Below are 26,480 nucleotides of genomic sequence, written 5' to 3' on the forward strand. Positions count from 1 at the left end.
ATTGACTTCCGGTCCGGGCTGCGCGGCTTTCGTGTAAGACTCTCGCCATGAACTTAGACGATCGCACCTGGCTCTGGATCGCCGCCGCCTGCTACTTCGCCGGGTTTCTGCTCGGGACCCTGGCGTTGCTGCGCGACCGCAAACAGTCGCGCGCGATCATGTATGTGATCGTTTCGGCCGGCTTCACCCTCCAGACCTTCGGCCTCTACGTGCGCGGCATGGAGGTCAAGGGCTGCCCCCTCGGCAATACCTTCGAACTCTTCCAGTTCACCGCCTGGTCGGCCACCGCCCTCTATCTCGTCGTCGGCGCGACCTTCCGACTGAGCCTGCTGGGTTACTTCACTTCGATGATGGCCGCGGCGCTCACCGCCCTGTCACTGGCCATCCCATCGTGGGACGCCACCCGGCGCACCAACATCTTCGGCGACAATCCCTGGATCGAGTTCCACGCCGCGCTCGCCCTCTTCAGTTACGGCGTCTTTGCCCTGCTCGCGCTCACTTCGGTGATGTATCTGCTGCGCAATTACAGCCTGAAGCACAAACAACTCAGCGGCTTCTTCGCCTTCCTGCCGTCGATCCGCGACCTCGACGCCATCGGTCACCGGCTGCTCTCCTTTGGCACGGCATTGCTCGGCGGCTCGCTCGCCCTCGGCGCGGTGCACTGGTTGCCCAACACCGACACGGTGAACCTCGGCAAACTCTTCACCACCGTCGGCGTCTGGCTCGCCTACGGCATCATCTGGGGCCTGCGTCGCGCCGACCGTCTCTACGGCAAAACCCTCGCCTGGTGGTGCATCGGCCTCTTCGCCGCCGCCCTGCTCTCGCTCGCGCCCGTCAATTCCAGTCGCAACAGCGACTCCGCCACCGCGTCTGAGCCGAGCGCGGTCGCCACCACCCCCGCCCCGTGAGCGCGCCCGGTGCAACCTTGTTCGTCGTGGGGGCCAATCACCACACGACGCCGCTGGAGTGGCGGGAAAAACTGGCCCTCGGCCCGGAGAAGCTGCCTGCCTTCGCCGCCGAACTGCGCGCCCAGCCCGACCTGCCGGAGTTCGCTGTGCTCAATACCTGCAACCGCATCGAGTTCTACGGCGTGGCCGAATCCCCTGCCGCCATCGAAGCGCTCGCCGCCCGCTTCTGCGCCGCCCAAGGTATCGCGCCGTCCGAGTTCGCCACTATTCGCGCGCTTGCCACCGGCCCCGACGCCATCCGTCACCTCGTCAAAGTCTCCTCCGGACTCGATTCCCAACTGCTGGGCGAAAACGAGATCTTCGGGCAGGTGAAGGACGCCTACGCCGCCGCCCAAAGTGCGCAGACCACTGGCCCGGTGCTCAACCGCATGTTCCAAAAAGCCTTCCAGGCGGCCAAATACGTGCGCACCCACACCGCCATCAACGAGGGCCAGGTGAGCACCGCCAATGTCGCCGTCGAACTCGCCCGCACCATCTTTGGTGAACTCGACGACGCCCGCGTGCTCGCCATCGGCGCCGGCGAAATCGGCGAGCAGACCACCAAGGCTTTCCAAAGCCGCGGCGCCCGCCACGTCACTGTCGCCAGCCGCACCCTGGAGCGCGCCATGGAGCTGGCCACCCGCCTCGGCGCCGCCGCCCTGCCCTACGAACAGATCGAGGCCAACCTCGCCGACTTTGACATCGTTTGCTGCGCCACCGCCGCACCCGGCGCCATTCTTACCGCCGCGACCATCCAGGCCGCCATGCGTCGCCGCCGCGCAGAGCCTCTTTTCCTCATCGATCTCGCCCTGCCGCGCGACGTCGATCCGACCGCCGCCGACCTCGAAGGCGTCTACCTCTACAACCTCGACGACCTCGCCAAGATCGCCGAAGAGAACCGCCTCGCCCGCGTAGCCGAGGTCGAACGCGCCGAGTCCATCATCGCCGAAAAAACCGCTCACCTTTGGCAGGCCCTGCGCCCGCAGGTGCCGGGGGGGAGCCCGCCCGTCCCGACCGATTCCTAGACGCGCTCACGCGCCGTGCCGGTTCGCGCCCGCTCCATCACGGCAGCCAGATCGCCCAACTTGAGCGGCTTGCTCACATAGTCGTTCATCCCGGCCGAGAGGCAACGTTCCCGATCGCCCGCCATCGCATTGGCGGTCACCGCGATGACCCAAGGCTGGCGCTCCGCCGGCAATTCCTCTCGCACACGCTGAGTCGCCTCAAAGCCATCCAGCCCCGGCATCTGCACATCCATCAACACCACGTCATGGTGCTTGGCCTGCAGCCGACTGACAACCTCCGCGCCATCGTTCACACACGAGCAAGCGTAGCCCAGGGAAGAGAGCATCAGCGAGACCAGCTCTTGGTTGACCAAGTTATCCTCGGCCACGAGCACGTGAATCTGCCCGGGCGCTTTGGCCGCCGCCGAGTCGCTCGCCGGGGCCTTGACTGCGCTCGACACGGGTTTGGCCGGCTCGACCTTGGTTGTTGGTCGTGCCAGCAACTCCGCCCACGCACGCAACGTCGCTCCCTGACACAGGGGCTTCTTGATGACCAACTGGGCCAGTCGACGATGCGCCGGTTGCAGACGAAAGGTCTTGGGGGCCAGCACGGCGACCGCGGGAGCCTGGTCGCGCCAGATGCGATGTAGTTGCTCGAGCACTTTCGTCCCCTCGCTCCCCGCCAAATCATGGTCCACCATCGCGAGATCGAAGCGCTGGCCGGTCGACATCGCCTCCAAGGCGTCATCCCGCTCCGCGCACAAGGTGACCCGCATGCCCGCACGCTCCGCCAACTCGCCCAGCAGGCGTCGGCTGGAGGCGTTGTCATCCACCACCAGTAGGGAGCGCCCCCGCAAGCTCGACGGCAGCGGTTCCGGCGCACGCCCGGCCCCCGCCTGCATCCGCAGGGAAAACCCAAACAGCGTGCCCTCGCCCGGCGCACTCTCCCACCACATCGAGCCGCCCATCAACTCCACCAAGCGTTTGCAGATCGGCAAACCCAGCCCGGTGCCGCCGTAGCGCCGAGTGGTCGAAGCATCGTCCTGCGTAAAGGCGTCAAAGAGGCGCGGAATCTTGCGCGGCTCGATGCCGATGCCGGTGTCGCTGACTTCAAAACGCACCTCATTGCGCCCGCTCGGCAGGGCCCTCCGCGTGACCTTGAGCATCACCTCGCCTCGTTCGGTAAACTTCACCGCATTGCCGAGCAGGTTGACCAAGACCTGCCGCAGGCGCAGCGCGTCCCCGACCAGTCGCTTCGGCACATCGGGGGCCAGATCGAGCAGCAGTTCCAATTTCTTCTCCGCCGCCCGCAAGGCCAGTAACTCGATCGATTCCTCCACGCAGGTCACCAGATCAAAGGCAGTGCGCTCCACCTCCAGATGCCCCGACTCGATTTTGGAGAAGTCCAGGATGTCGTTGATGATCGAAACGAGGTCGCTGCCGCTGTTGGCGATGGTGCGCACAAACTCCTCCTGCCGCGGCGTCAGGTCGCTCTCCATCAACACCGAAGCCATGCCGATCACACCGTTCATGGGCGTGCGGATCTCGTGACTCATCATGGCGAGGAACTGGCTCTTGGCGCGGTTGGCTTCCTCGGCCAGTTCCTTGGCCGCCTCCAGATCGGCGGTGCGCGACTTCAGCGCCGTGATATCCACCAGCGTGACCACCTCCTGCCACGCCGCCGACTGCGCCTCGACGTATCGACGCCGTGAATACTCCACCCACACGACCTTGCCGTCCGGCTGCAGCAGGCGCCGCTCCAATTCGTAGTGGTTGATCTCGCCCGCGGTGAGCCGCTCGTCGAGGACCTCCACCTCCGCCCGCTCCTCCGGCAGCATCACCTCCAGCAGAGCGCCCGGGCGGCGCGCCCGCTCGGCCCGCAGCCCCGTGATCCGCTGGTAGGCCGGATTGACGATCTGGGCATTCAGGTTGTCGTGACGCACCCACGACATGCCCACCGGCGAGGACTCAAAGACAAACCGCAACTGCGCCTCCTGCTGGGCCAGTTGCAGGGCCGTGCGTTTGCGTTCGGTGATGTCGCTCTCGATCGCCATGTAGCCGGTGAACTGATCCTCCCGGTCAAAGAGCGGCTGCGCTTCGATGAACACCCAGTAAGCGTGGCCGTCCCGGTGGTAGTTGATCATCTCGATCGTGAACGGCTGTCGTTGGCGTTGCGCCTCGTGCATGATCTGAATCGCGCGGGCTTCGCTTTCCGGCCCCTGCAAAAAGGTGCCCGGTCGTCGCCCCATCACCTCTTCAATCCGCCAGCCGGTGAGACGCGTGAAGCCTTCGTTGCACCATTCCAGTTCCCCCTGCGAGTTGGTGATCACGACTGCGTTGTGGATGTTCTTCGCTACGATGGTCAGGCGGCGGGTTTGCTCGGTCGCCAGCGCCAGATCCGCCTGCGCCCGCTGGGCTTCATCCTCCGCCCGCCGCTGCCTGCCGCTCAACTGCGCGCTCAGCCAGACGGCCAGGACGCCGAGCACCAGCCCCCCGCGAGTGAAACCCAAGCCAGCGATTGCGCGGTCAGATCACGCAGAACGGGCTTCGATTCGGTAACCAAAACCCACGGTTGGCCAAACACACTCACGCGCGTGATGCGGCTGAACCGAGGCGGCGGTCCCGCCTCCCCCTCCCCATTGCCGCGCCACAGTAGACGACCACCGGCCAGCGTCTCGCCCTCCAGGATACTGAAATTGATCTCCTCCTTCACCCGCTCCTGCAAGGGGTTGACCAGCGTATCGACGCGCACCGCCGCATAAACCCAACCCTGCAACGCTTCCTCCCGCTGCACCATGGTGGCGACCGCCGCGTCCCGGTGATAAACCGGATAAAACAACAAAAACCCCGGCGTGGTGCCCTCGCCCACCAGCACCTTGATCCGGCGCGACATCGACACGCGGTTCTCGCGCATGGCGATTTCCGCGGCCTCCCGCCGACTCGTGCCGTCGGCGATGTCGATACCAAGAGCCCCGCCGTTGATCTCCCGGGGTTCGATGAAACTCACCAAATAGAGTTGGGGGTGACTGCCGTTGAGCGCGGCCTTGTAATCCGGTTCGCCGCGCGCCCGCACCCAAGCCTCATGTGCCGCCACGTCGGCCCGATTGACCCGCGCCACGTAACCCAGGCCGACCAGACCGTCGTCGGTCCCCAGCGCCACCCGGTCCAGAAAGTTCACCCATGTCTGCCGACTCATCGTTTCCTGCGACGCGGCCGCAACACTGGCCGCGCGCAACGCCTGGGCCGTCGAGGCCAAACGGGTGTTAAAACCGGCCGACACCTGATCGGTCAGCGCCTCAAACCGCGCCTCGTCGGCCCGTTGAGCTCCGTGCAGCAACAGCGCAAACAGGATCGAGACCGCGCCCAGTGCCAACGCCCCCACCGCCGGGGGCAAGGGTCCGTAACGCAGGAGCCCCCGGCCCCGCTCGCCTCCGCGGAAAATCTCCAACTGCTTCATCGGCGACGCGACACGCCCGGATGCGCCCGAGCAAACAGGTCCCGCTCGTCGCCCGGACAGCGCGGTGGGAGGGGAAACCATCGGTTGAAACGGAGGAGAGTAGCCATCGAAGCAAACGGGCCGTTCAGCTCACGGAGATCCCACCCCGAGTGCAACTGCTTTGGTGCCAACGGTGGTGAGTCCATCCAGCGCGTCCGGGGCGCGTCCGGGGGTCAGGCCGCCGCAGCGGAGGCGTTCCCTGGACTGGGCATCGGCACGGGGATGTGCGCGCCCGCCGGAGCCGGCACCAGACCCGAGTTTTCGATCTCGGTGGCCGGCGGGATTTCCTGGAAGGCAATAACCGCCAAACGCGGGAAGCTGGGCTCGAGGAAACGTTGCAGGGCCAGCCGAATCTCCGCGCCCACCACCAGCACGGGCGGCTCGCCCAACTGCGTCGCCGCCGCCACGCGCTCGGCCAGGTGATTGACGATGTGGTGCGCCGTGGTCGGGTCGAGCAGCAGCACCGTCTCGCCGCCACCGCGATGCACTTTGGACGCCAAGATTTGCTCCAGCCGCGGATCCAGCGTGGTCGCCTTCAAGGTGCCCGGCATGGTTTCGTAAGCCGGGACAAAATACAGGCCGAGGGACCGGCGCACGCGCTCGCTCAAATCGTCCGGGTTCTTGGTCAATGGCGCGTAGTCGCCGATGCCTTCGAGGATGAGCGGCAGGTTGGTGATCGAGATGCTTTCGCGCAGCAGGTTCTGCAACACGCGTTGAATGATGCCGAGGTTGACCAGATCCGGCAGCAGCTCGGATACGAGCGCCGGGTGCGAGGTCTTCACGTGGTCGATGAGCTGCTGCACGTCCTGGCGACCGAGGAGGAGGTGGCCGACATTGCGCAGGGTTTCGGAAAGGTGGGTGATCATCACCGCCGAGGGTTCGACGATGGTGAAGTTGCCGAGCTCGGCGTTGCGCTTTTCGGGTTCGTCGACCCACACCGCGTCGATGCCAAAGACCGGCTCCTTGGTCGGCACGCCGCGCAGCGAAACGGAGCTGCCGGAGACATTCATGGCCAGCCAGCGGCCCGGCATCACACTGCCCTTGGCCACGGCGCGGCCACGCAGCAGGAAGCGGTATTCATTGGCCTCGAGCTCGATGTTGTCGCGCACGCTGATCGGCGGCACCAACAGACCGCGCTCACGAGCAATGGTCTTGCGCACGCCGGTGATGCGGCCGAGCAACTCGCCGCCCTTGGCCGTCTCGACCAGCGGCAGGAGCCCGTAGCCGATCTCGATGGCAAACACGTCCTGAGTGAGGCAGCTCTTCAACTCCTCGGCCGGGGTGCGCTCGGTCTTGGCTCCCACATTCGCCGCGCCTGCGCCGCCCTGACCGGCGTCGCCCTCGCCGCCACCCGCCGCTTGGGCCGGTTTGGCGGGGGCATCGTCCTCGTCGTCGGCCACCGGATGCTTCTCCAGCATGGTGCCCACGTAGAACGCCATGCCGCCGAGCAGGGCAAAGGGGATGATCGGCATGCCCGGCATGAGACCGAAGGAACCGAGCATCGCGCCAGCGATCTTCATCGCCCGCGGATACCGCACAAACTGCTGACCGATCTGACTACCGAGGTTGCCCGACTTCGACGACGCCCGCGTCACGAGGATACCGGCCGCCACCGAGATCACCAGGGCCGGGATCTGGGACACAAGGCCGTCACCGATGGACAGCAGGGTAAACTTCTGCGCGCTCTCCGCCAGCGACAGGTCCATCTGCAGCGCACCGATGGCGAAGCCGCCGATGATGTTGACCAGCGTAATGAGAATACCAGCGATGGCGTCACCGCGCACAAACTTGGACGCACCGTCCATCGCACCGTAGAAGTCGGCCTCCTTCTGCACCTTCACACGGCGGCGGGTGGCGGTGGTCTCGTCGATGATGCCGGCGTTGAGTTCGGCATCGATGGCCATCTGCTTACCGGGCAAGGCGTCCAAGGTGAAACGCGCACTCACCTCGGCGATACGACCGGCACCCTTGGTGATCACCATGAAGTTGATCACGATGAGAATGAGGAAGACGACGAAACCGACGATGTAGTTGCCCTGAATGACGAAGTTGCCGAACGAATCGATCACGTTGCCGGCCTCGCCCTTGGTGAGGATGAGGCGCGTCGACAACACATTGAGCGCGAGGCGGAAGAGCGTGAGCGCCAGCAGGATGGTCGGGAAACCGCTGAACTCGGGCGGGTCCTTCACGTAGATCACCACGAGGAGCACCATCATCGCGCTGCCGATGTTCATCGCCAGCAGGGTGTCGAGCATCACCGCCGGCATCGGCAGGATGAGCATCAACACGGTGGCGAACAACACGCCCGCGAAGAGCAAGTCGGCGCGATGCAGCAGGGCTTCGGCAAAGGATCGCTGAGGAGCGGCGGAACTGGCGGCGGTGGATGCGGACATCGGTTAAATCAGGAAAGGAAAAGGTGTAACAGGCTGACGGATACGGTGCTGACGGAGTCGGCGGCAAAAGTGACTTCTGACATCATACTTCCTACATCTTACTTCTTATCTGCTCCGTGCTGCGCCAGCAGCAGGCGGCGCGATTTGAGCTCGTGGAAGTAGTAGCGGTGGGTGCGGTAAACGTGGGCCAGGATGTTGGCCACGGCCTGGAAGAGTTCGGAGGGAATCGGTTGGCCCACCTGCCCGACTTTGAAGAGGAAGCGCGCGACCGGCTTGTTCTCGACCATCGGCACCCCGTTTTCTTTGGCGATGGCCTTGAGACGCTGCGCGAAACGGTTCTCGCCCTTCGCCAGGACGATCGGGGCGGAGTCGACGCCGCGCTCGTATTTGAGCGCGATCGCAAAGTGCGTCGGGTTGGTGATCACCACGTCGGCCGTCGGCACGGCTTCGACCATCTGGCGCTGCATGAGACGACGGGCCATGCGGCGCATCGCCATCTTGGATTCCGGGCTGCCCTCCTGCTGCTTGCTCTCATCTTTGATGTCCTGACGCGACATCTTCATGTCTTCGCCAGTCTTGAACTTCTCGTAAGCGTAGGAGAGCGCGGCGATGATGCTCATCGCGATGATGAGACGTGCGAGGAAGGCCATCGACGAGCGGTGCATGAACTCCGCCAAATACCCGGCCTCGATTGGCGCGTTAAACATCGGGTCGGCCACCAGCGTGCGGGCGGCCATCGCCAAAATCAGCGCAATCGCGATCACCTTGAGAATATCCAACCCACCCTTTACCGCGGCCTGTTTGGAAAAGATCCGGCCGAAGCCCTTGACCGGGTTGAACTTGTTCGGGTCGAACTCGAAGACCTTGGGGGTGAGGTTAAACCCGCTCTGAAATCCACCCACCAGCAACGCGGCCACCACCGCCGTGACCATGATGGGCAGCAACACCGGCATCGCCGTGTTGGAGATCTCCATCAGGTGGGTCGGCGCGGAACGCAGGGTAACCTCGGCCGCGCCCAAATTGCTGAAGGTCCGCACCGCCATGCCCACCACCGTCTGCACCGACTTGGTGAGCGTGAGGCCCAATGCGCCGAGGGCGGCGATCAACAACACCACCGCCTGCAGGTCCTGTGACTTCGCAAACTGGCCCTTCGCGATCGCGTCTTCCAAACGCTTCGCGGTCGGTGCCTCCGTCTTTGAGTCTTTGTCCTGATCTTCGGCCATAGGTGTGCACCTGCGAGATGCAGGTGGCATGCCCGCCGCTCGGACCCTAACGTAGGGCACTAACCATCAGTGACTTGCCAAATTAACAAAGAATAAAACCGCCCCCGGTGGCCCTGCTAGCCCCGACTGAGCCCCCCCGGCAGGCAAGGTTTGCCGAGCCCGGCGGCAGCCCTAGCGAGGCACCGAGCTTCGCGCCCTTTCCGGGTTTAACTCCCCCCCGGGGTAGCAGCGGCCGTCTCGGCCGCTCACGCCTGCTGGATCGGCCCGCCCACCGCGCACGGCCGGGACGGCCGTGGCTACATCCAAACCCGCTCCACCTCCTCAGCGGAAGGTGGCGCGGTCGATGAGTTCGGTCACCGCTTCGCCGATGACCGGATCATCCGCAAACTCCGGGAAGAGGCCCAAAATCTGCGAACGCGTCTGCCAATGCAGTTTGCGGTCGTAGGTTTTAATCAGCTCCAAACGAAACGCGTCGTCGTTGGCCAAGGCTCGCAGGGACTCCGCCGCCTTCATCACCTTGACCGGGTAAAGGCCAGTGACGCGGGTCGAACGGATCAGGCGAATGATGCCTTGTTTCGCCATCGCCACTTCCTCGTCGGTCGAATTGGCGTCGGTCGCGATCGCCAGCCACGCATCCACGCCGCTGATATCGGTCCAGCGTCGCAGCGAGTTCATCGCCTCGGGAGCCAGGGTATCGTCACCGATCACGAGGTCCTGCAGGTAGGCGGCCGCTGCGGGTCCGGAGGCACCATCGAGGATGGCCAGGATGTCGCGCCGACCGTCATCGGTCGCGAGCTGCATGGCGGGGGCATACAGTTCGGTCCACTGATAGTCCGGCACGCCCAGCACGGCGGAGAGTTTTTTCAGGCTGCCCTGCGCGTCGCGCTTCTGCGGGTCGTTGTTGAGGATCGCTGCGAGCAGCAGACGCACGCTGTCGGCGTCGCCCACCACTTCCATGCCGGTAAAGGCCGCTTCGCGCAGCGCCGGCGGATTGGCGGCGTCGGCAAAACCGTTGAGCAACGCGGTCACGCCATCGGTGTTGCGCAGCACCAACAGACGCAGGGCGGCAGCGCGGTCCTCGACCGGGCCGTCACCTTGGGCCGTGGCCAGCAGGGAGGCGTCGACCAAGGGCGCCTGGAGTCGGGCCAGAGCTCCGGCAGCGTCGCGATCCCGTCCGTCCGCTAGATAGAGGTCGAGCAGCGGTTGGAAACTTTCAGCCGAGCCGACCAGACCCAGGGTGCGGATGACCACCGGCTTCAGCTCGGGCGAAGCGGTTGCGAGCAAAGCCAGCACCGACGGCTCATAGGTCGAGAGGCCGAGATCGGCGATGGCGCCCAATACGATGCGTTGTTCGTCCTCACCGAGATCCGGCAACATCGCCACCACCGTTTCGCTCAGCGCAGAATCCATGGCGGCGCGCAGGAAGGTGCCGCGGTCGACGTGCGCCGCATCGGCCAGCACGGCCTTGAGCACGGAGGCGGCGTCGTTGGGTTGCTGCTTGAGCAGCGCGGCAAAGGCAGCGGTGCGAATCGCCTCATTGCCGCCAAAATCGACCATCGCCCGGCTGGTGTAACCGCTGTCGAGCAAGGCCCATTCGACTTCCAGTTTGAAGTTGCCGGTGGCGGATTCGTGCGCCCGCACGAGGGCCTTCTGCGCGGCGCGATTGCCGATCTTGCCGAGCGCCAGAGCGGCGTCGGCCGATTCCTCTTTGAGCAGGGCGGCCAGTTCGCGCACGGCTCGCGCTTCCGCCCGATATGCCAGCGCGTCGGCATAACCGTCGCGCTCAGCGGCCGGGGCTTTGAGGGCGGCCTTTTCGAGGGCAGCGGCGGCGCTGCTGGACGGAATGGCGCTCAGGGCGCGGCGCGCGAGATCGCGGACGCGCGGGTCTTCGTCGTTTAGCAACTTGGCCAGCGGCTTCACCGCGGATTTGGAGCCAACGAGCTCGAGCATGCGCAGCGTCCAGTCGCGCGTGGCCCAGTCATGCTCGGGGCCGGTATTGGCCAGCAGTTCACGTTCGTAGGCGCGCAGGTCGCGAGCCGGGGCGTCGACCAAGGTCTGACGCAACTCGAGCCGGGCGGATTGGCGGGCGGCGTAATCATCGGCGTTGAGGGCGTCGATGAGCGGGGTGATTTCGCTGGCCGTCAGCGAGGCGCAAAGTGCGCAGCAGGTGGCGGCGGCGAGGAGGAAAAAACGGGGGGACATGTGAAAGAGGGAACAGGGTTGCGGTCGGCGGCGGGGATTAGGCGGGCAGTTCGTAGCCGGCGCGGCGCGGCCGGTCTTCCCAGCGGCTGGCTTCGGCATCATCGACGATGCGCTGCTTCACCGGATCCCACCGCACGGGGCGGTTGAGGCGCTCGGCGATGCCGGCGACCTGACAGATCGTGGCGGTGCGATGGCCGATGTGGGCCGAGCAGATCGGCGTCTGGCGCGAACGGATGCATTGCAGCCAGTTCTGCTGGTGGTTGTTCGACTCGTAGAGCCGCACGTCGTCGGGACCCAGCGGGCGTTTGGCCAACTCGGGACGGGAGGTGTCGAGGCGACCCTCGCGGCTCACCCAGATGTCGCCCTCGCTGCCGACGAACCGGATCATGTGGTTGCGCTCAATCGGGTAGTCGCGGATGACCTTAATGCCGTCGTCGTATTGGTGATACTGATACTCCTCGCCCTCGTAACCCTTGGGCACGAAGAGCGACGGCCCGGAGTCGTCGCGGCCGAGCGCCCATTGCGCGATGTCGAAATGGTGCGCGCCCCAGTCGCCATTCTTGCGGGAACCGTATTCCCAATAGCTGCGCCAGCCGCCTCCGTAGTCGCCCAGCACGCGATTGGCGGTAAAGGGCTCAAAGGGCGCCGGGCCGAGCCATTTGTCGTAGTTGAACCCCTCCGGGATTTCCTCGGCCGGGCCGAGGGTCGGCGGCGGAAAACTGCCGAGGCGGGTGTGGATCTCTTTGATTTCGCCGATCCAACCGCTGCGCACCATCTCGGCGGCCTTGCGGAAGGCGTGTTCGGAGCGCTGTTGGGAACCGACCTGCAGGACGGCGCCGTAGCGACGCTCGGCTTCCACCATCGCTTTGCCCTCGGCGATGGTGAGGGTCATGGGCTTCTCCACATACACGTCCTTGCCCGCGCGCATGGCGGCGATGGCGATGGCGGCATGCCAGTGGTCGGGCGTTACGATGAAGACGGCATCGACCGCGGGGTCGTTCATGATGTCCTCGTAGTCCGGCGTCGCCACCACGTCGGGGAAACCGCGTGCGGCCATGTCGGCCTTGGCGGCAGCGAGAGCCTTGGCTTTCACGTCGCACACGTAGAGGGGTTGCACGCCCGGGGTTTCGACGACGGCAACGTGACCGCCCATCTGCTTGCCGTGGCCGATAAAGGCGAGATTGATGCGGTCGTTGGCGCCCGGCACGCTCTTACGGCCAAGCACTTGCGATCGAACAATCTGGGGAGCGGCAATGAGGCAGGCGCCAAGGGCAGCACTGCGCTTGAGAAACGCACGACGCGAATCCGAGCGAGGGGGGCGGGGGTTATTCATGAGTGGTAAGAAAGAGAACGGTCCCGGGCGCACCGGCCAAGCGCGGAGCCACCCGAGATTGAAAGCCGTTAAACTTGCGCGGTTCCGCCCCGCGGTCCGAACGAATTCTGCATCGGAGGCAAAAATTGCGCGTTAAGTAGCCGCGGTTGCCGGCACCTCGGCGTAGCTGCGCTTGAACCGCCGGTGAAAGCGCGGCCCTCCCCTATCGCACGGCCAGCTCGAGCAATAGCTGCGGCAGGCGATCAAACTCCACGTAGAGGTAGCGTCCCAGCAGCATGCCGAAGCCGGCAAACAGCAGCATGCCGCCCATAATCTTGAGCGGAAAGCTGAGGATGAAGACATTCATCTTCGGCACGGCCTTGCTCAGAATCGAGAAGGCCATGGTGACCAAAAAATTGAAGGCAATGAATGGCGCCGACATGCGCAGGCCCAGTTCCACCACGTGTGCGGTGCCCTGCACCATCGTCTCGGGACTCATCGGCCCCAACATACCCGCCCCCGCCGGCATGAGTTGAAAGGTGCGGGCAAAGGCTGCCAGCACCTGGTGGTGCGCGCCGAAGCCAAAAAACAAGAGTCCCGCCAGAAACATGAGCGCGGCCGCCAACGGTTCCTGGTCGGGCCGCGGGGCATCAAAACCGGGCGCGCCGCGCAGACCGATTTCGTTGGTGATCACGCGGCCGGCCATCTCGACGGCCGCGAACACAAACTTACCCACCCACCCCAGCGCGAGACCGAGCACCAGCTCGCCCATGCTCGCCAGAATCAAAGGCCCCCACCCCGCCACGGCCCCGGCATCGATCGGCACCAGGGGCGTCAGCAAAGTCGCCAAGCTGAGGGCAAACGCGACCTTGAGCGTCGGCGGCAAGGGCTTGTTGCCCACTGTCGGGATCATCGCCAGCAGGCCCCCGGCCCGCAGTGCGATCATTACCCAACCCAATGCCGATTCGACCGTCATGACTGCGGTGCCCGGGCAGCGGACAGCTACGAGGTGACGCCACCCATGCGGGTGATCATTTCCGTCGCAAACTCCGTGGTCGTGCGAATCGCCCAGGGCGCCATGGCGATGCTGGCGGCGGCGAAGACCAGCAGCTTGGGCACGAAGGACAGGGTCTGCTCCTGAATACTCGTGACCGACTGCAACACGCTGATGATAAGACCCACCGTGAGCAGGATGATGAGAAACGGCGCACAGAGATACACGGCGAACGTGATCACTTCTTTAAGCAGATCGATGGCGGCTTCGGGAGTCATGGGGGAAGAAGTAAGATGTAGGAAGTTGGAAGTAAGAAGTGGTGGAAGCGGCCAAAGGCGGTCGAGTAGGTGACTGGGTTCTTCTGACTTGTGACTTCTTACTTCATACTTGGAGCGCGGAGCGCTCCTAGGTGGCGAAACTTTGCACGAGGCTCTGGACGACCAGATGCCAGCCGTCGACGAGGACGAAGAGCAGCAGTTTGAAGGGCAGCGAAACGATGGCGGGCGGCATCATCATCATGCCCAGCGACATGAGCACGGACGACACCAGCACGTCGATCACCAGGAACGGCAGGAAGATGAGGAAGCCCATCTGAAAGGCGGTCTGCAGCTCGCTGATGATGAAGGCCGGGATGACCACCCGCATCGGCAGTTCGTCGACGCGGGTCGGCGGGAAACGACCGAGTTGGAGGAAGAACTCGAGATCGCGGGTGCGCGTCTGCTTGAGCATAAACTCCCGCATCGGCACCGAGGCGCGCTCGATGGCTTCACTGGAGGAAATCTCCCGATCGAGGTAGGGTCGCAGGGCTTCATCGTAGGTGCGATCCAGCACCGGGCCCATGATGAAAAAGGTCAGGAAGAGTGAGAGACCGATCACGATCTGATTGGACGGCGCACTCGGCACTCCGATGGCCGTGCGCACAAAACCGAGCACAATGACCAGGCGCGTGAAGCTGGTCATCAGCATGATGAGCGACGGCGCCAGCGTGAGCAGCGTCATCAACAACACCAACTGCACCGTGACGCTCACGTTGCCGGTGCTGCCCTCCCCTTCGAGGCCGATGTTGAGTGAGAGGCCTTGGTTGGAATTGGCCTCCGGCGCGGGCGCTTCCGCCGCGGCGCGTTGGCCGGCGGTGGGCGCATCGAAGCTCACCGTGGGGGCGTCGTCGGTCGCTTCCTGCGCGACCAGTCCGAGCGGCAGGAGAAAGCAGAGAACCCACCACCACCAACGTCGGTTCATCGCTCGGCCTCCGGGGCCGGCGGAATCACCGCGGCACTGGTGGGCAGATCATCCAGATCGGCCAGCGTATTGATGTGGCCGGGGGACACGCCCAGAAGGAAGCGACGGCCGTCGCAGGCGGCGACGACCAGGAACTGACGATTGCCGAGGGACTTGGTCTCCTCGATGTCGATCAACCGGGCGGATCCCGCGCGCCGCGGCAGACGGCCGCGTTGCAACCAGACCCAGACTCCGGCACCGACCAGCACGAGTCCGGCCAGCAGCCAGCCCGTGGATAAATGGTCCGCCGGCGCGACGGCCCCACCCCCTATCCGATTGTCTCCATCAGCCGGATACAATAGGGTGTTACCGCCGCGCTCGGCAGCAGAGGAACTGGCAGGCTCCTCAAACTCAGAAATTGTAGAAGATTCGTTCGACGTCGCGTCCTCCGCCACCGCGGTGGCGGGTTGCGGGTCAGCGGCCAAGGCCGGCTGCACCAGCTCCAATCCAGTGCAGCCGGCTACCACTAGCAGCCAGCGGGTGACGCTGGTAAAGCGACGGGAAACTGGAGAAAGAACGCTCACACTCAGTCCTTGGAGCGGGAGCCCACGAGCTCGGTGATCTTGATGCCAAAGCTCTCCTCCACGACGACCACTTCGCCATAGGCGATGAGCTTGTCATTCACGTAGAGGCCCACCGGATCGGTGGCCTGCTGATTGAGCTGGATCACGGCGCCCGGCGAGAGGTCGAGCACCTCGCGCATCGGCAGCTGGCAGTGGCCGAGCTGGACCGTGACTTTCACTTTCACGTCCAACACGAGGTCGAACGTTTTGTCATCCATTGTTCCGGGCATGGGATCAGGGCTCCTGGGAAGGAAGGTTTTTGGTAAGGGTTACGGCCACGTGGTCTCCTTCGAGGCCCACTTGACCGACAAATTTGGGGGTGCCGTTGAGGGTGATGTGCGTCTCCTCGGTGATCTTGGTCGGCAATTGCAGCAGGTCACCGGGACGCAGGGCCAACAGCTCGCGCAGCGAGGTTTCGAAGGCCGGCCATTCGGCGCGCACCGGCATGGTGATGTGCTCACACAAGGGCGACATCGCCTCGGGAATGTGCACGGTGACCGGTTGGGTGTCCTTGGCGCGGCGCGCGTGGATGGACTTCACCATCGGCTCGATCATGTAGTAAGGCACGCCGATCGTGATCTGCTCGGAGCAATCGCCGAACGCAGCCTCCATGCTCAGCAGCAGCACGATGGCGTCACGCGGCGAGGTCTGCAGGAAGCGACCGTTGGTCTCGTGACCGATGAGGTGCGGATGCATCTCCTTGTCCCACTTCCACTGGTGGCACCACTGGTCGAGGATCTCTTTAATGACATCCTCCAGCAGCGAGATTTCGATCTCGGTGAGGTAGCGCTCGGCTTTCACCGAGTGACCGCGACCACCGAGCAGTCGATCGACGACCGTGAGGGCGAGGCGGGTATTGAAGTCGAGCACGCCGACGCCGGTCAGCGGGTCGACCTTGAAGAGGCAGAGGTGGGTCGGGTTGGGCAGACCCTCACAGAACTTGGTGTAAGTGAGCGTGGTGAGCTTCGCCATCTTGAGCGAAAACTCCATGCGCAGCACCAGCGAGAGTTTGGCCTGCAGGTAGCGGATGAACTCCTCGTGAATGAGACGCAGCCGGCGCAGCTCGACCTCGGTGAGGAAGACCGGATTGCGGAAGTCGTAGTCCTCGACCTTGGGCAGCGTGGCGCCCGTCATCCGGGTGCCATCGGCGCGGAGCATGATCTGCTCCTCCACCACCTCGGAAGAGTTGAGCAGATTATCAATCTCGCTCTGGTCGAGGATGTCGAACGGGTTGACGTCGCCGTCGGCGGAATTGTCGTCGTCTGCCATGGGAGTGGATTCCGAGCTGCGGTGGCGGGAGAGTTCGCGAAGGAACGCGGCTTACTGGATAACGAAGTCCGAGAAATAGACTTGTTCGGCGAGGGCCTTGCCGAGGGCCTGGTTGTAGGAGTTAACCAGTCGCTCGCGCAGGAGGTTCTTGGCCCCGGCTTCCTCGAGTTCGACCAGCGAAAGGGAGGACAGCACGGAGAGGGTGACATCGGTGAGCTGCACCTTGCGGGAATCGAAGGCGGAGCGCAGGCCGCCGTCGCGACCGGTGACCACGAAGGAGCACTTCAGGTAGCGCGTGCCCATGGTGCCGGCGAGGTTCACGACCATGTTTTCGAAGGCGTAGGTTTTGGGATCGCCGGCGGCTTCCCCTCCCTCGCCATGACCACCGCCGCCGTGACCACCACCGCCTTCTTCGGCGTGCTCTTCGACTTCCTCGGCGTGCTCGTCCCCATGCGCGGCATCGGGATTGAGCTCCGCCTTGAGCGCGGGAATGAGGACAAACTTCGCGACGCCGAAGGTGATCGCGGGCGCGAGCACCAACGCAGCCACCAGCGCGATGAGTGGCATCTTGTCGGCCTTGGCCGGCGCGGCGCCGGCGGGAGCGGCTTCGGGTGTATCAGACATGGTATTACAGAAGGGGGGAGGCGGAGATCAGGGATTACCGCTTCAGGTTGACGATGTCCTCGAGCACGGTGTCGGACACGGTGACGAGACGGGAGGATGCCTGGAAGGAGCGCTGCGCCGTGATCATGTTGGCGAACTCCTCGGTGAGATCGACGTTGGAGAGCTCGAGGGTGCCGGACTGGATGGAGCCGAGACCGCCCTCGCCCGGGCCGTTGGTGGTGCCGTCCATCGGGTTGTTGCCGATGATGCCGGCGGCGGCGAAACCGTTGAAGAGGTTGTCGCCCTGCTTCTGCAGCGCGCTCGGATCGTTGTAGTTCTGCAGCAGGATGCGATTGGTGGTGGCGGAGGAACCGTCGGAGTAGAACTCAACCACGTTGCCGAGCTTATCGATCGAGAAGGATTTCAGGGTTTCACCCGCGGGCGGGTTGGACCCGATGATGACGTCACCGAGGGTGGCGGGAGCAACACCCGCGGAACCACCGGTGAGGCCCTGCACGCGGTAACCCTGCGAGCTCACGAGGTAACCCTGGTCATCGGTGCGGAAGTTGCCGGCGCGGGTGGCGAACTGCTCACCGTCGACCGGGTTTTCCACCACGAAGAAACCGGCTCCGGAGATGCCGAGATCGGTCTCGCTGCCGGTGGTGGTCAGCGCGCCCTGGGTGAAGCGGGAGTTGATGCCCGCGACCCGCACACCCGTGCCCACCTGCACGGCGGACGTGTTGGAGGAGGTGCCGGAGGACGGGGCCGAACCGCGAATCGTGTTCGAAAAACTGTCGGCGAAGGAGGCGGAGGACGCCTTGTAGCCGGTCGTGTTCACGTTGGAGATATTGTTACCAATGACCTCGAGGCCTTTGGTGAAGCTGCGCATGGCGGAGACGCCGGAGGTGAGAGTGCCGATAAGAGACATGGTGCGAAGAGGTTGGTGGGTGAAGTTGCGTTAAGGCGGGTGGTTTTGGTTTTAGAAGGTGTCGGGATCCGTGACGGATGGAGGCGCGATGCGGGTGACGGTGGAGAGGTCGTAGCTCTGGCCGTTGATGACCACGGTGACGCCGTCGACGGAGGAGTTGTCCACCGCTTCGACGATGCCGGTGGTGAAGGCTTCACCGTCGTCGACGGTGACTTCACGACCGATGAGGTTGCTGGCCGTCGTCATCTGCTGATCGAGGCGCAGGCGGGCGAAATCGTTGGTGAGCGAGTTCATTTGCTCGAGGGAGCTGAACTGCGCCATCTGCGCGATGAAGGCGGTGTCTTCCATCGGCTTCATCGGATCCTGCTTGGTCATCTGCACGGTGAGCAGCTTGAGAAAGTCTTCCTGCCCGAGGGCCTGCTTCGGCACACGCGTGGTGGCGGCGTTGTCCGCGGGGCCCATGCTGGCGGCGGGCATGTAAGTGGTGGAATTTACAGAAGGCATGGCGTTCGACGAGTTGGGAGTGAAGCGGTGAGGGTTCAGGCGGCGCGGCCGGGGGATTTGCGCTGGGCGGCAAAGAAGGCGGCGAGCGTCGCATCCTCTTCGCGCTGGGCGCGTTCTTCATGCTGGCGACGGCCGGAAGACTGATCGCCCGCCGCACTGCGGTCCTGACCATCGTGCAACTGGCTGAAGGAGGGTTGTTCGACGCGGACGCTGGTGCCTTCGCGATTGAAGAGCTGACCGAGGCCCGGCCACTCCCGCAGGAACAAACGCTGCAGCTCCGGCGAGGCGTTCTGGAACTCGCAGGCCACGCGACCACCGCGGCACGACACGCGCACTTTGAGATCGGGCGCGCCCTGCATCGGCAGGCTCACTTCGAGACGGGCCGGAGCCAGGCGCTCAGCCCGCGCGGTGAGCTGGGCAAGTTTCTCCGCCCACTCCGCCGGGATGCTCGACAACGAACCGTTCGCGGAGGCAACCGCGGCCGTCGAATCGACCTGAGGAACGGAATTGGAGAGCAACGAGGGCATGATGCCGTCGGTTTTTGCATCTTTGATGCCAACCGTTTCAACCTCACCCTTAACCCGTTGCTTGTAAGCGTTTAATAATATTTTTTTCCATCCTTCACCCTGCTGCGGCAGCGCCACGGCCGGACTATCGTCAACCAGCCCGGCAACATCTGCCGTCCGTCCGGCACCTGCCGTGGAAAGGCCTGCCGGGGTCTCGGCGGGAGGCGTGTCGACGGTGCCCGGGGTGAGCGGCAACGCGGTCGGTGTCGGGGCGGCCGTCGTCGGCGCAGTGGTAACGCCCGCCGGAGTCGTCACCGCCGGGGCGACTGCGCTGCGGGGCGTCGAGAGAATGGATTTTTCAGTCGGGCGCAGCTGGGCCGACTCCGTCACCGTCGCGGCGGCAGAGGCGCGCATGGCCTGCTCCAAAGGCGTGGCACTGGGCAGTGAGAGGTCGGCCGGGTTGGCGAGTGCCTCAGGGGCGACTGGGCTCGTCGCCGAGACCGCCGGGGCCGGGTTGGCCAGAATGGGCTGCGCCGTCACGGCCGTCGGTCGGGCAGGCGTGGCCATCGGCTGCGGCTCGGCCTCGCGGGGTTTCGTTTTGGCGGCCACTGCAACGTCGGCAGCGAACACCGGTCGAGTGCTGGCGTGACTCACCGGGGCTGTGGTCGGAGTCGCGGACGCGTCAACCGCCGGCCGCGAGGACTCGGAGGCGACGGGAGGTTGCGATGGGATCAGCCGCGAGTCGGCCGTCTGCACCGAGGGGGTCACGCTCTCCGCCGGGTTGGCTGGCGTGCTCGCAACCGTGGCGGGCACCGGAGTCAGGGCGGATGCAATGACCGGAAGATCGGGGGCGTCCATCGGAGCAGAGTCGTCGGCAGCGGCCTCGTCGGCTTCGTCGGGCAAAGGCGCATCCTCGACGGGCGCAGTCGCCGCGTCTTCGGTGGGCCGGGACGCATGGGCCGGACTCGACGCGTCGGCCGAAATCACCGGGGACGGAGCTTTGGCGCGCGCATCGATCACGCGGACCGGCAGGGCGGCAGGAGCCTCGCCCTCCGCCAAGTCGACACCCAGGACAATCGGTTCACCGGTCTCGGTCGGCGTGGCACTCTCGTTGAGTGTGCCGAGGAGCTGGGCGACAACCGCCTTGGCCTCGGGCGAGACGGGCTGCAAGGGCATGAGACCGTCGAAGGCCTGACCGACGGGCAAGGGCCCGAACTCGGCCAGCATGGCGCTTTCGACGCGGGCGGCGGCCTTACCGGAGAGCGGAGTCGCGGAACCAGAAGTCGGCTGGGGGCCGAACGGCAGCAAAGAGGGAGTGGACGACGGATTCATTCATGGGTGGGCCCTTCTTGGGCAGATCGCGGGTGCCGTCCGTGGCTCCCAGGGGGAAAGTGAAACTAACGAGGAAAAGGGTCGGGGCGGTGCGGGGAGCTAGCCTTTGACGGGGTCGCGCGGCAGCAGGCGCAGGCGTTCGGACCAAATACCGGCGCGTTGCACCATCTCGGGATCGGCGGCGGCGTTTTTGGAAATTTCGTCGAGCAGCGGACGCACGTTGTCCGGTTTCCACACGGCGAGGATTTTGATGATCGTGTCATCGGAGAGTTCACGCAGGAGGGGCAGCGCGGCCTTGGGCTTCATGTCGCCGTAGGTCGCCGCGAGGGTGCGGATGTTTTTCATCTCCGATTCCTTCAGCTCACCTACATGGCGGGTGAGCTGGGCGCGCAGGGCATCGATCTCCGAACGTGCGACGTCGAGTTCCTGCATCGCGGCGGCCATGCGGGCCTCGCGGGCGACGAGATCGGCTTCGCGGTCGGCGAGATCGGTGAGTTTGCCTTCGAGTTCGTCGGAGAGTTTTTCGATCTCAAACGTCCAGAAGTCCCACGGCTTCTTGGGAATGATCACGGCCTCCATGTGTTCGCCCTGGGCCGCGGCGGCTTCGCGGATGTAAGGCGCGGCTCCCTTCACGAACACGAAGAGGCCGACGCTCGGGCCGACGCCGGCACCGATCAAAACCGTAAGTGCGGGGAAAAGTTTTTTCATGTGAGGAGGGAGGGAAACTGGGAGCGGTGCCTAGCTGATGGCTGACCGCTGAGGGCTGATGGCTGTTTCAGGAGTAGAGCCCACCGGTGCGGGCGTGGATGGCGGCGGCGCGCTCATCGAGCAGGGCCTGCTCTTCGCGGGCGGTCTCGAGGCGGTGTTTTTCGCGGGCGCGTTTCTCGAGGGCTTCGACGGCCTTGAGGCCGGCGCGCGCATCGCGCCAGTCGGCACGGGCGGCTTCGAGTTTTTCGTTGGCTTCGGCCACCTGCGTCTCGCCTTCGATGATGGCGTTGGCGGCGACGCTGTAGGCGTGGAGGAAGGCGGCCTGGTCGGCCGGCTTGAAGTGATTCTCACGGGCGCGGCGCACGATGGCCTCGAGTTCCTCGGCTTCCTCATGGAGCGCGGCGAGGTGTTCTTCGGCATCCACGTAGGCTTGAACGGCGGCGGCGAGGGCTTCGCGGGCTTTGGCTTCCTTCCACACGCGCACGGTGGAGACAGCCTGCAGGGAAAAGGTGAAACGTTTCATCAGATGAGCTCCTTGAGTTGGGTGAAGGACGCGTCGCGTTCGGTGTGTTCGTGAATCCCCTGGCGCAGGAACTTCACGATGCCGGGTTGGCGGCGCACAGCCGCGTCGAGTCCGGGGTTGGCGCCCTTTTGGTAGGCGCCCACGGTGATCAGGTCTTCGTTCTTGCGATAAACCGCGAGGTGTTCGCGCGCCTTGGACACAGCGTCACGATCCTCCGGTGCACAGACGTCGCCGACGAGGCGGCTCACGCTTTCCAGCACATCAATGGCGGGGAAATGGTTGGCGTGCGCGAGGGCACGGGAGAGCACCACGTGACCATCGAGGATACCGCGCACGGCATCGGCCACCGGCTCATTCATATCATCGCCTTCCACCAGCACGGTGTAGAGCGCGGTGATGGCGCCACGCTCCCCTGCCCCACTGCGTTCCAGCAGGCGCGGCAACATGGCGAAGACCGAGGGCGTGTAACCGCGGGTGGCGGGCGGCTCGCCGATGGCCAGGCCGATCTCACGCTGAGCCATGGCGAAGCGGGTGACGGAGTCCATCAGCAGGAGCACGTTTTTGCCTTCGTCGCGCAGCTGCTCGGCGATGGCGGTGGCGGTAAAGGCGGCGCGCAGGCGCAACGGCGCCGGCGTATCGGAAGTGGCGACCACGACAACCGAGCGGGCCAGACCGGCCTCGCCCAGGTCCTTCTCGATGAACTCGCGCACTTCACGACCACGTTCACCGACGAGCGCGATCACGACGGCATCGGCCTCGCAGTTGCGGGCAATCATGCCGAGCAGAGTCGACTTACCCACACCGGAACCAGCGAAGATACCCACGCGCTGGCCTTTGCCCATCGGCGTGAACGTATCCAAAGCGCGGACACCGGTGACGAACGGATCTTTGATGCGCTGGCGGCGCAGCGGGTGCGGCACATTGGAGGCCGAAGCGTCACCGCGCATGGTGGGAATGACGCCGAGCCCATCAAAGGGTTTGCCGAGCGCATCCACCACGCGGCCGAGCAGACCCGGGCCGGGCTTGGGCAACGGCGGACGATCGCAGGCGGTCACCTCACAACCGGCGTGCAAGCCGGCGGTCTCGCCCAACGGCATGAGCAGGACGCGCTCGCCGCGGAAACCGACCACCTCGGCGGTGACACTGAAGTCACCGCGATCGGAGGTGAGGCGGCAAAGTTCGCCGAGGCCGACATTGGGACCGTCGGACTCGATCACCAAACCCGTGACTCCCGTCACCCGGCCGACACGGCGGGTCACGGGCGCATGCTTCACTTGGGAGCGCAATGCGTCGACGAACACGCGGAGATCGGCGGAAGGTCTGGTGGCGGCGGTGGTCACGGTTGGAGGAAAGGAAAGTTGGGAAGGGAGGACTCAGCCGTTGGCGCCGAGGAGTTCATGGCCGAGGTTCTGCAGCTTGGCGTCGAGGCGGGCATCGGTGACGCCGAAGCGGCTGTGCACCACGCAGTCGCCGGGGCGCAGGTGGCTGTCGCGGGTGATGCGCATCTCCGGGTAGCGGCGCAGCCAGTCGGGGCTGAGCTTGTCGAGCAGATCGGCGTCGCGGGAACTGAGGCGCAGCTCGAGGTTGTTGGTTTCTGGATACAGCTGTTCGAGCGTGTCCTGGCAGATGCGGCTGACCTGATCCGGGTCGGGTTCGAAGCCTTCCAGCAGGCGGCGGGTGGACTCGAGCACGAGCTCCGGCAGGGCCTCGCGGACCTGTTGCACGAGACTTGGTTCGATCTCACCGAGGGCACGAAAGATGCCGTCCTGCAGGGCCTGCAACTCCGTGCGCACCTCGACCATCTGCTGGTCGGCGAAAGCGCGGGCGGCGTCCTGCCCCTGCTGATACGCCTCGGTGCGCGCCTTCTCCATGTCCTCATGCGAGACCGGCGCGAGCTGCCCGGAAATACGGGCGCCGCGCAGCGGGCGGTCAAAGCGAATGAGAGTGGAGGTGGGCATGAGGAATGGAGAATGGTGGGGGGTGAATGCTGAATTGGCTGAGAGCTGATCGCTGAGTGCTGAGTGCTTTTCTACGCGACCACCGCGGCATCGGCGCCGTCGGTTGCGATGGCGCCTTCTTCTTCGAGGCGGCGGACGATTTGAATGATGCCGTCCTGCGCGGTCTCGACGTCTTTGACGCGCACCGGGCCGAGCATATCGATCTCGTCTTTGAGGGATTCGGCGGCGCGCTTGGAGATGGCGCCGTAGATCTTTTCGCGCAGCGATTCGGGGGCGGACTTCATTGCCACCGCGAGGCTGGAGGACTCGACCTCGCGCAGGACGCGCTGCAGGTCCGACGGCGTGAGGCGGCTGAGATCGTCGAAGCTGAAGAGCTTCCGGCGGATGGCCGAGCCGAGGGTCGGGTTGCGCTCTTCGAGGCGGCCGAGAAGGTTCTTGGAGGTCTCTTTGTCGAGACCGTTGAGGAGGTCGGCCACCGAACGCACGCCACCGCTGTTGTGGTAGCTCGGCTGGGTCTTCTTGTCGAAGTGCTTGCCGATGTTGCGCACGATCTTGGTGACGAGCTCGACGGAGGTGCTCTCGATGATGCCGAGGCGCTCGAGAATCTCCTCGCGCTGCTCCGGGCCGAAGAGGCTGAAGACCTCCGATGACTTGTTGCCGGGCAGGTAGGACAGGATGAAGGAAATCGTCTGTGGCTGCTCGTTCTTGATCAGATTAAAAATCTGCCGGGCATCCATTTCGGACAGGTCGTTGACCATGTCGACGGTGGTGCCGGTGGGAGCGAGGCCCACGCGGCCGAGGATGGCGTTGGCTTTGTAGTCGCCGTGGGAGCGCGTGAGGGCGTCACGAGCGTAGTCGATGCCACCGCGGGTGGAGGCGACGCTCTTGCCGATGACCGGCGTAAACTCTTCGGCCACCTTTTGACGGATATCGTCGGGCACCATGGTGAACTGGTTCATCTCACGGCACAGGGCCTCGATCTCCACCTCATCGAACTCGCGCAGCACCTCGGCGGCGGTTTCCGGACCAATGATGATCAGGAACAGCGCGAGCTTCTGCTGTTTGTTGAGTTTGGTGTAGTCGATATCGGCCATGGGGAAAGGGTGAGTCGGAGGTCAGAAGGCGGCGGACGGATCGCGCTCAGTTATTGGAGGAACCGGCCCAGTCGCGCAGGGCGGTGGAAACGTTCTCGGGCTTTTGGCGGATGAGTTCGGTGAGCAGTTCCGGGGTGAGGGCTCCGCTCTTTTCGGACTTGTTCTTGGCTTCGTCGGCGTAGCGCAGGACCTCGAGCGGCACGGGCTCGGGGCGGGCCTTCTTGAGCTGGCGCCAGAAGGTCATCATGAGGAAGCCGGCGAGCAGGAACCCTCCAATGCGCATGCCCAGATCGATGAGCGGCTGCAGGCGGGTGACCTGTTCCATCTTGGACACTTCCTCAATGATCGGAGAGGAGGCAAAGGGCATCTCGGTGAGCGTGACGAGTTCGTTGAGGTCCTGGCCTTCCTCGGCGCGCAGGCCCAGGGCGTTGACCACGATGCGGCGCAGCTCGTTGAGCTGTTCCTCGGTGCGCACGATCGGTTCACCGGCTTCGTCCGCAGGTAGTGGCGCGACGAATACGGCGGCGGTGAGGCGCTTCACCGTGCCCGGGGTGCGGGTGATGTTGGTGAGCACGCGGTTAATTTCGTAGGCGGTGGTGCGGGTGGTGCGGGCCTGCTCGTTGACCGAGGTGGGACCGCCGCCGGGAGCCTCGTTGCCGCCGGCGCCGGGGGTGTTGGCGGTCACCCCGACGAGGTTGCCACCGGCGCGGGCTTCCTGGGAGTTGGAGGTGTCTTCGGTGACGGTCTGCGAGCGGACAACCTGGGCTTCCGGATCATAGCGCTCTTCGGTGAGGGTGGCGGCTTCGGTGTCGATGTCGGCCGAGACGCGCACGACCACGTTGCCCTCACCCACGACGGGCTTGAGCATGGTTTCGACCTTCTTGGCAAAGTAGTCCTCGACCTGCTGGCGGTAGCGGATCTGGGAGGAAGCGTTGGCGAGCATGGGATCTTCTTCGAGCTCGGCGGAGAGCACGCGGCCCTTCTGGTCGATGACGGCGACCTCGTCAGGGGTGAGGCCCTGCACGGAGTTGGCCACGAGGTGGCGCACGGAGTTCACCGCTTCGCTGTCGAGCCGGTTGCTGGACACTTCCAAGAAGACGGAGGCGCTGGGGCGAATGCCCTGCTCGGTGAGCAGGAGGCGGTTTTCCGGCTGCACGATCATGACGCGGGCGGAGCGCACGCCGTCGAGTTGGGCGATGGTGCGGGCGAGTTCGCCCTGGAGGGCGCGCAGGTAGTTGGTGCGTTGGATGAAATCGGAGAGGCCGAACTGGTTCTTGTCGAAAATCTCAAAGCCGACGCCTTCACCGGAGGGAAGACCGCGGGAGGCGAGATCCATGCGCAGGCGATGCACGTGCTCGGACGGCACATAGACGGCAGAACCACCGTTGGAGACTTCGTAGGGAATGCCCTGTCCTTGCAGACTGGATACGATGGCGGCGGCGTCCTTCTCCGTGAGCCGACCGAAAAGCAACTGCATGTCGGGGCGATTGGACCAGACGGTGAGCGCGGTGAGCCCGCCGATCACGGCGACGGCCGCCACCACGAGGGAAACCCGTTGGTTGGCACCCAGTTCTTTCCAAAGACCGGCAAGGGAGGAGAGGAAGGACTTCATCGATTAATACGATTGAGAAAATCGGCTGCAG

General features: G+C 64.8%; 24 protein-coding genes. 2 read left to right on the forward strand and 22 right to left on the reverse strand.

Features of this window, described 5'->3' with window-relative positions; genetic code table 11:
* Positions 1-47 precede the first annotated feature (47 nt).
* Positions 48-908 carry a cytochrome C assembly family protein gene (locus tag K1X11_RS07560; RefSeq protein WP_221030048.1) on the forward strand — a complete coding sequence of 287 codons (861 nt, stop codon included), beginning with the start codon at positions 48-50 and terminating at the stop codon, positions 906-908.
* A complete protein-coding gene (hemA, locus tag K1X11_RS07565) occupies positions 905-1,972 on the forward strand; it encodes a glutamyl-tRNA reductase (RefSeq protein ID WP_221030047.1) in 1,068 nt (355 codons plus the stop codon). Before K1X11_RS07560 ends, hemA begins: the two co-directional genes overlap by 4 nt.
* Here the strand turns inward: hemA and K1X11_RS07570 are convergent.
* The 22 genes from K1X11_RS07570 to fliF all read right to left on the reverse strand — a co-directional run bounded on the left by K1X11_RS07570 (position 1,969) and on the right by fliF (position 26,449).
* A complete protein-coding gene (locus K1X11_RS07570; protein ID WP_221030046.1) occupies positions 1,969-4,461 on the reverse strand; it encodes a response regulator in 2,493 nt (830 codons plus the stop codon). The genes hemA and K1X11_RS07570 overlap by 4 nt on opposite strands.
* The gene (locus K1X11_RS07575; RefSeq protein WP_221030045.1) at positions 4,410-5,408 is read right to left on the reverse strand and encodes a CHASE domain-containing protein; all 999 of its coding nucleotides are present in this window, start codon (positions 5,406-5,408) and stop codon (positions 4,410-4,412) included. The genes K1X11_RS07570 and K1X11_RS07575 overlap by 52 nt, the downstream gene beginning before the upstream one ends.
* Positions 5,409-5,620: 212 nt before the next feature.
* Positions 5,621-7,840 carry a flagellar biosynthesis protein FlhA gene (gene flhA, locus K1X11_RS07580; RefSeq protein WP_221030044.1) on the reverse strand — a complete coding sequence of 740 codons (2,220 nt, stop codon included), beginning with the start codon at positions 7,838-7,840 and terminating at the stop codon, positions 5,621-5,623.
* Between the two features lie 98 nt (positions 7,841-7,938).
* Positions 7,939-9,063 carry an EscU/YscU/HrcU family type III secretion system export apparatus switch protein gene (locus K1X11_RS07585; protein WP_221030043.1) on the reverse strand — a complete coding sequence of 375 codons (1,125 nt, stop codon included), beginning with the start codon at positions 9,061-9,063 and terminating at the stop codon, positions 7,939-7,941.
* A 321-nt stretch (positions 9,064-9,384) separates the two neighbouring features.
* Positions 9,385-11,265 (reverse strand): HEAT repeat domain-containing protein, encoded by a 1,881-nt coding sequence (locus K1X11_RS07590; RefSeq protein ID WP_221030042.1) that lies wholly within the window; start codon positions 11,263-11,265, stop codon positions 9,385-9,387.
* 37 nt (positions 11,266-11,302) lie between these two features.
* Positions 11,303-12,598 (reverse strand): Gfo/Idh/MocA family protein, encoded by a 1,296-nt coding sequence (locus K1X11_RS07595; protein ID WP_221030041.1) that lies wholly within the window; start codon positions 12,596-12,598, stop codon positions 11,303-11,305.
* A gap of 202 nt (positions 12,599-12,800) precedes the next feature.
* Positions 12,801-13,523: a flagellar biosynthetic protein FliR gene (locus K1X11_RS07600; RefSeq protein ID WP_225919319.1), complete on the reverse strand. Its 723-nt coding sequence runs from the start codon at positions 13,521-13,523 to the stop codon at positions 12,801-12,803.
* A 56-nt stretch (positions 13,524-13,579) separates the two neighbouring features.
* Positions 13,580-13,849 (reverse strand): flagellar biosynthetic protein FliQ, encoded by a 270-nt coding sequence (locus tag K1X11_RS07605; protein ID WP_221030039.1) that lies wholly within the window; start codon positions 13,847-13,849, stop codon positions 13,580-13,582.
* 127 nt (positions 13,850-13,976) lie between these two features.
* Entirely contained in the window at positions 13,977-14,810 is an 834-nt protein-coding gene (gene fliP, locus K1X11_RS07610; protein ID WP_221030038.1) for a flagellar type III secretion system pore protein FliP, read from the reverse strand.
* Positions 14,807-15,373 carry a FliO/MopB family protein gene (locus K1X11_RS07615; RefSeq protein ID WP_221030037.1) on the reverse strand — a complete coding sequence of 189 codons (567 nt, stop codon included), beginning with the start codon at positions 15,371-15,373 and terminating at the stop codon, positions 14,807-14,809. Before K1X11_RS07615 ends, fliP begins: the two co-directional genes overlap by 4 nt.
* A 2-nt stretch (positions 15,374-15,375) precedes the next feature.
* Entirely contained in the window at positions 15,376-15,630 is a 255-nt protein-coding gene (gene fliN, locus K1X11_RS07620; RefSeq protein WP_221030036.1) for a flagellar motor switch protein FliN, read from the reverse strand.
* A 16-nt stretch (positions 15,631-15,646) separates the two neighbouring features.
* Positions 15,647-16,681 (reverse strand): flagellar motor switch protein FliM, encoded by a 1,035-nt coding sequence (locus tag K1X11_RS07625; RefSeq protein ID WP_221030035.1) that lies wholly within the window; start codon positions 16,679-16,681, stop codon positions 15,647-15,649.
* 51 nt (positions 16,682-16,732) lie between these two features.
* Positions 16,733-17,305 (reverse strand): flagellar basal body-associated FliL family protein, encoded by a 573-nt coding sequence (locus K1X11_RS07630; protein WP_221030034.1) that lies wholly within the window; start codon positions 17,303-17,305, stop codon positions 16,733-16,735.
* Positions 17,306-17,339: 34 nt separating this feature from the next.
* Complete coding sequence (locus K1X11_RS07635) at positions 17,340-18,212, reverse strand: flagellar hook-basal body protein (protein ID WP_221030033.1); 873 nt, start codon at positions 18,210-18,212, stop codon at positions 17,340-17,342.
* Positions 18,213-18,263: 51 nt separating this feature from the next.
* On the reverse strand, positions 18,264-18,716 hold the full coding sequence (locus K1X11_RS07640; protein WP_221030032.1) for a flagellar hook capping FlgD N-terminal domain-containing protein: 453 nt from the start codon (positions 18,714-18,716) through the stop codon (positions 18,264-18,266).
* 35 nt (positions 18,717-18,751) lie between these two features.
* Positions 18,752-20,554, reverse strand: a complete 1,803-nt coding sequence (locus K1X11_RS07645; RefSeq protein ID WP_221030031.1) for a hypothetical protein — start codon at positions 20,552-20,554, stop codon at positions 18,752-18,754.
* A gap of 99 nt (positions 20,555-20,653) precedes the next feature.
* Complete coding sequence (locus K1X11_RS07650; RefSeq protein ID WP_221030030.1) at positions 20,654-21,262, reverse strand: MotE family protein; 609 nt, start codon at positions 21,260-21,262, stop codon at positions 20,654-20,656.
* A gap of 67 nt (positions 21,263-21,329) precedes the next feature.
* Entirely contained in the window at positions 21,330-21,785 is a 456-nt protein-coding gene (fliJ, locus tag K1X11_RS07655; protein ID WP_221030029.1) for a flagellar export protein FliJ, read from the reverse strand.
* Positions 21,785-23,125 (reverse strand): FliI/YscN family ATPase, encoded by a 1,341-nt coding sequence (locus tag K1X11_RS07660; protein ID WP_324726137.1) that lies wholly within the window; start codon positions 23,123-23,125, stop codon positions 21,785-21,787. The genes fliJ and K1X11_RS07660 overlap by 1 nt, the downstream gene beginning before the upstream one ends.
* A 33-nt stretch (positions 23,126-23,158) precedes the next feature.
* Complete coding sequence (locus K1X11_RS07665) at positions 23,159-23,743, reverse strand: FliH/SctL family protein (RefSeq protein ID WP_221030028.1); 585 nt, start codon at positions 23,741-23,743, stop codon at positions 23,159-23,161.
* A 71-nt stretch (positions 23,744-23,814) separates the two neighbouring features.
* On the reverse strand, positions 23,815-24,837 hold the full coding sequence (gene fliG, locus K1X11_RS07670) for a flagellar motor switch protein FliG (protein ID WP_221030027.1): 1,023 nt from the start codon (positions 24,835-24,837) through the stop codon (positions 23,815-23,817).
* 46 nt (positions 24,838-24,883) lie between these two features.
* A complete protein-coding gene (fliF, locus tag K1X11_RS07675; RefSeq protein ID WP_221030026.1) occupies positions 24,884-26,449 on the reverse strand; it encodes a flagellar basal-body MS-ring/collar protein FliF in 1,566 nt (521 codons plus the stop codon).
* Between the last annotated feature and the right edge of the window lie 31 nt (positions 26,450-26,480).

Source organism: Actomonas aquatica, assembly GCF_019679435.2.
Taxonomy (GTDB): domain Bacteria; phylum Verrucomicrobiota; class Verrucomicrobiia; order Opitutales; family Opitutaceae; genus Actomonas; species Actomonas aquatica.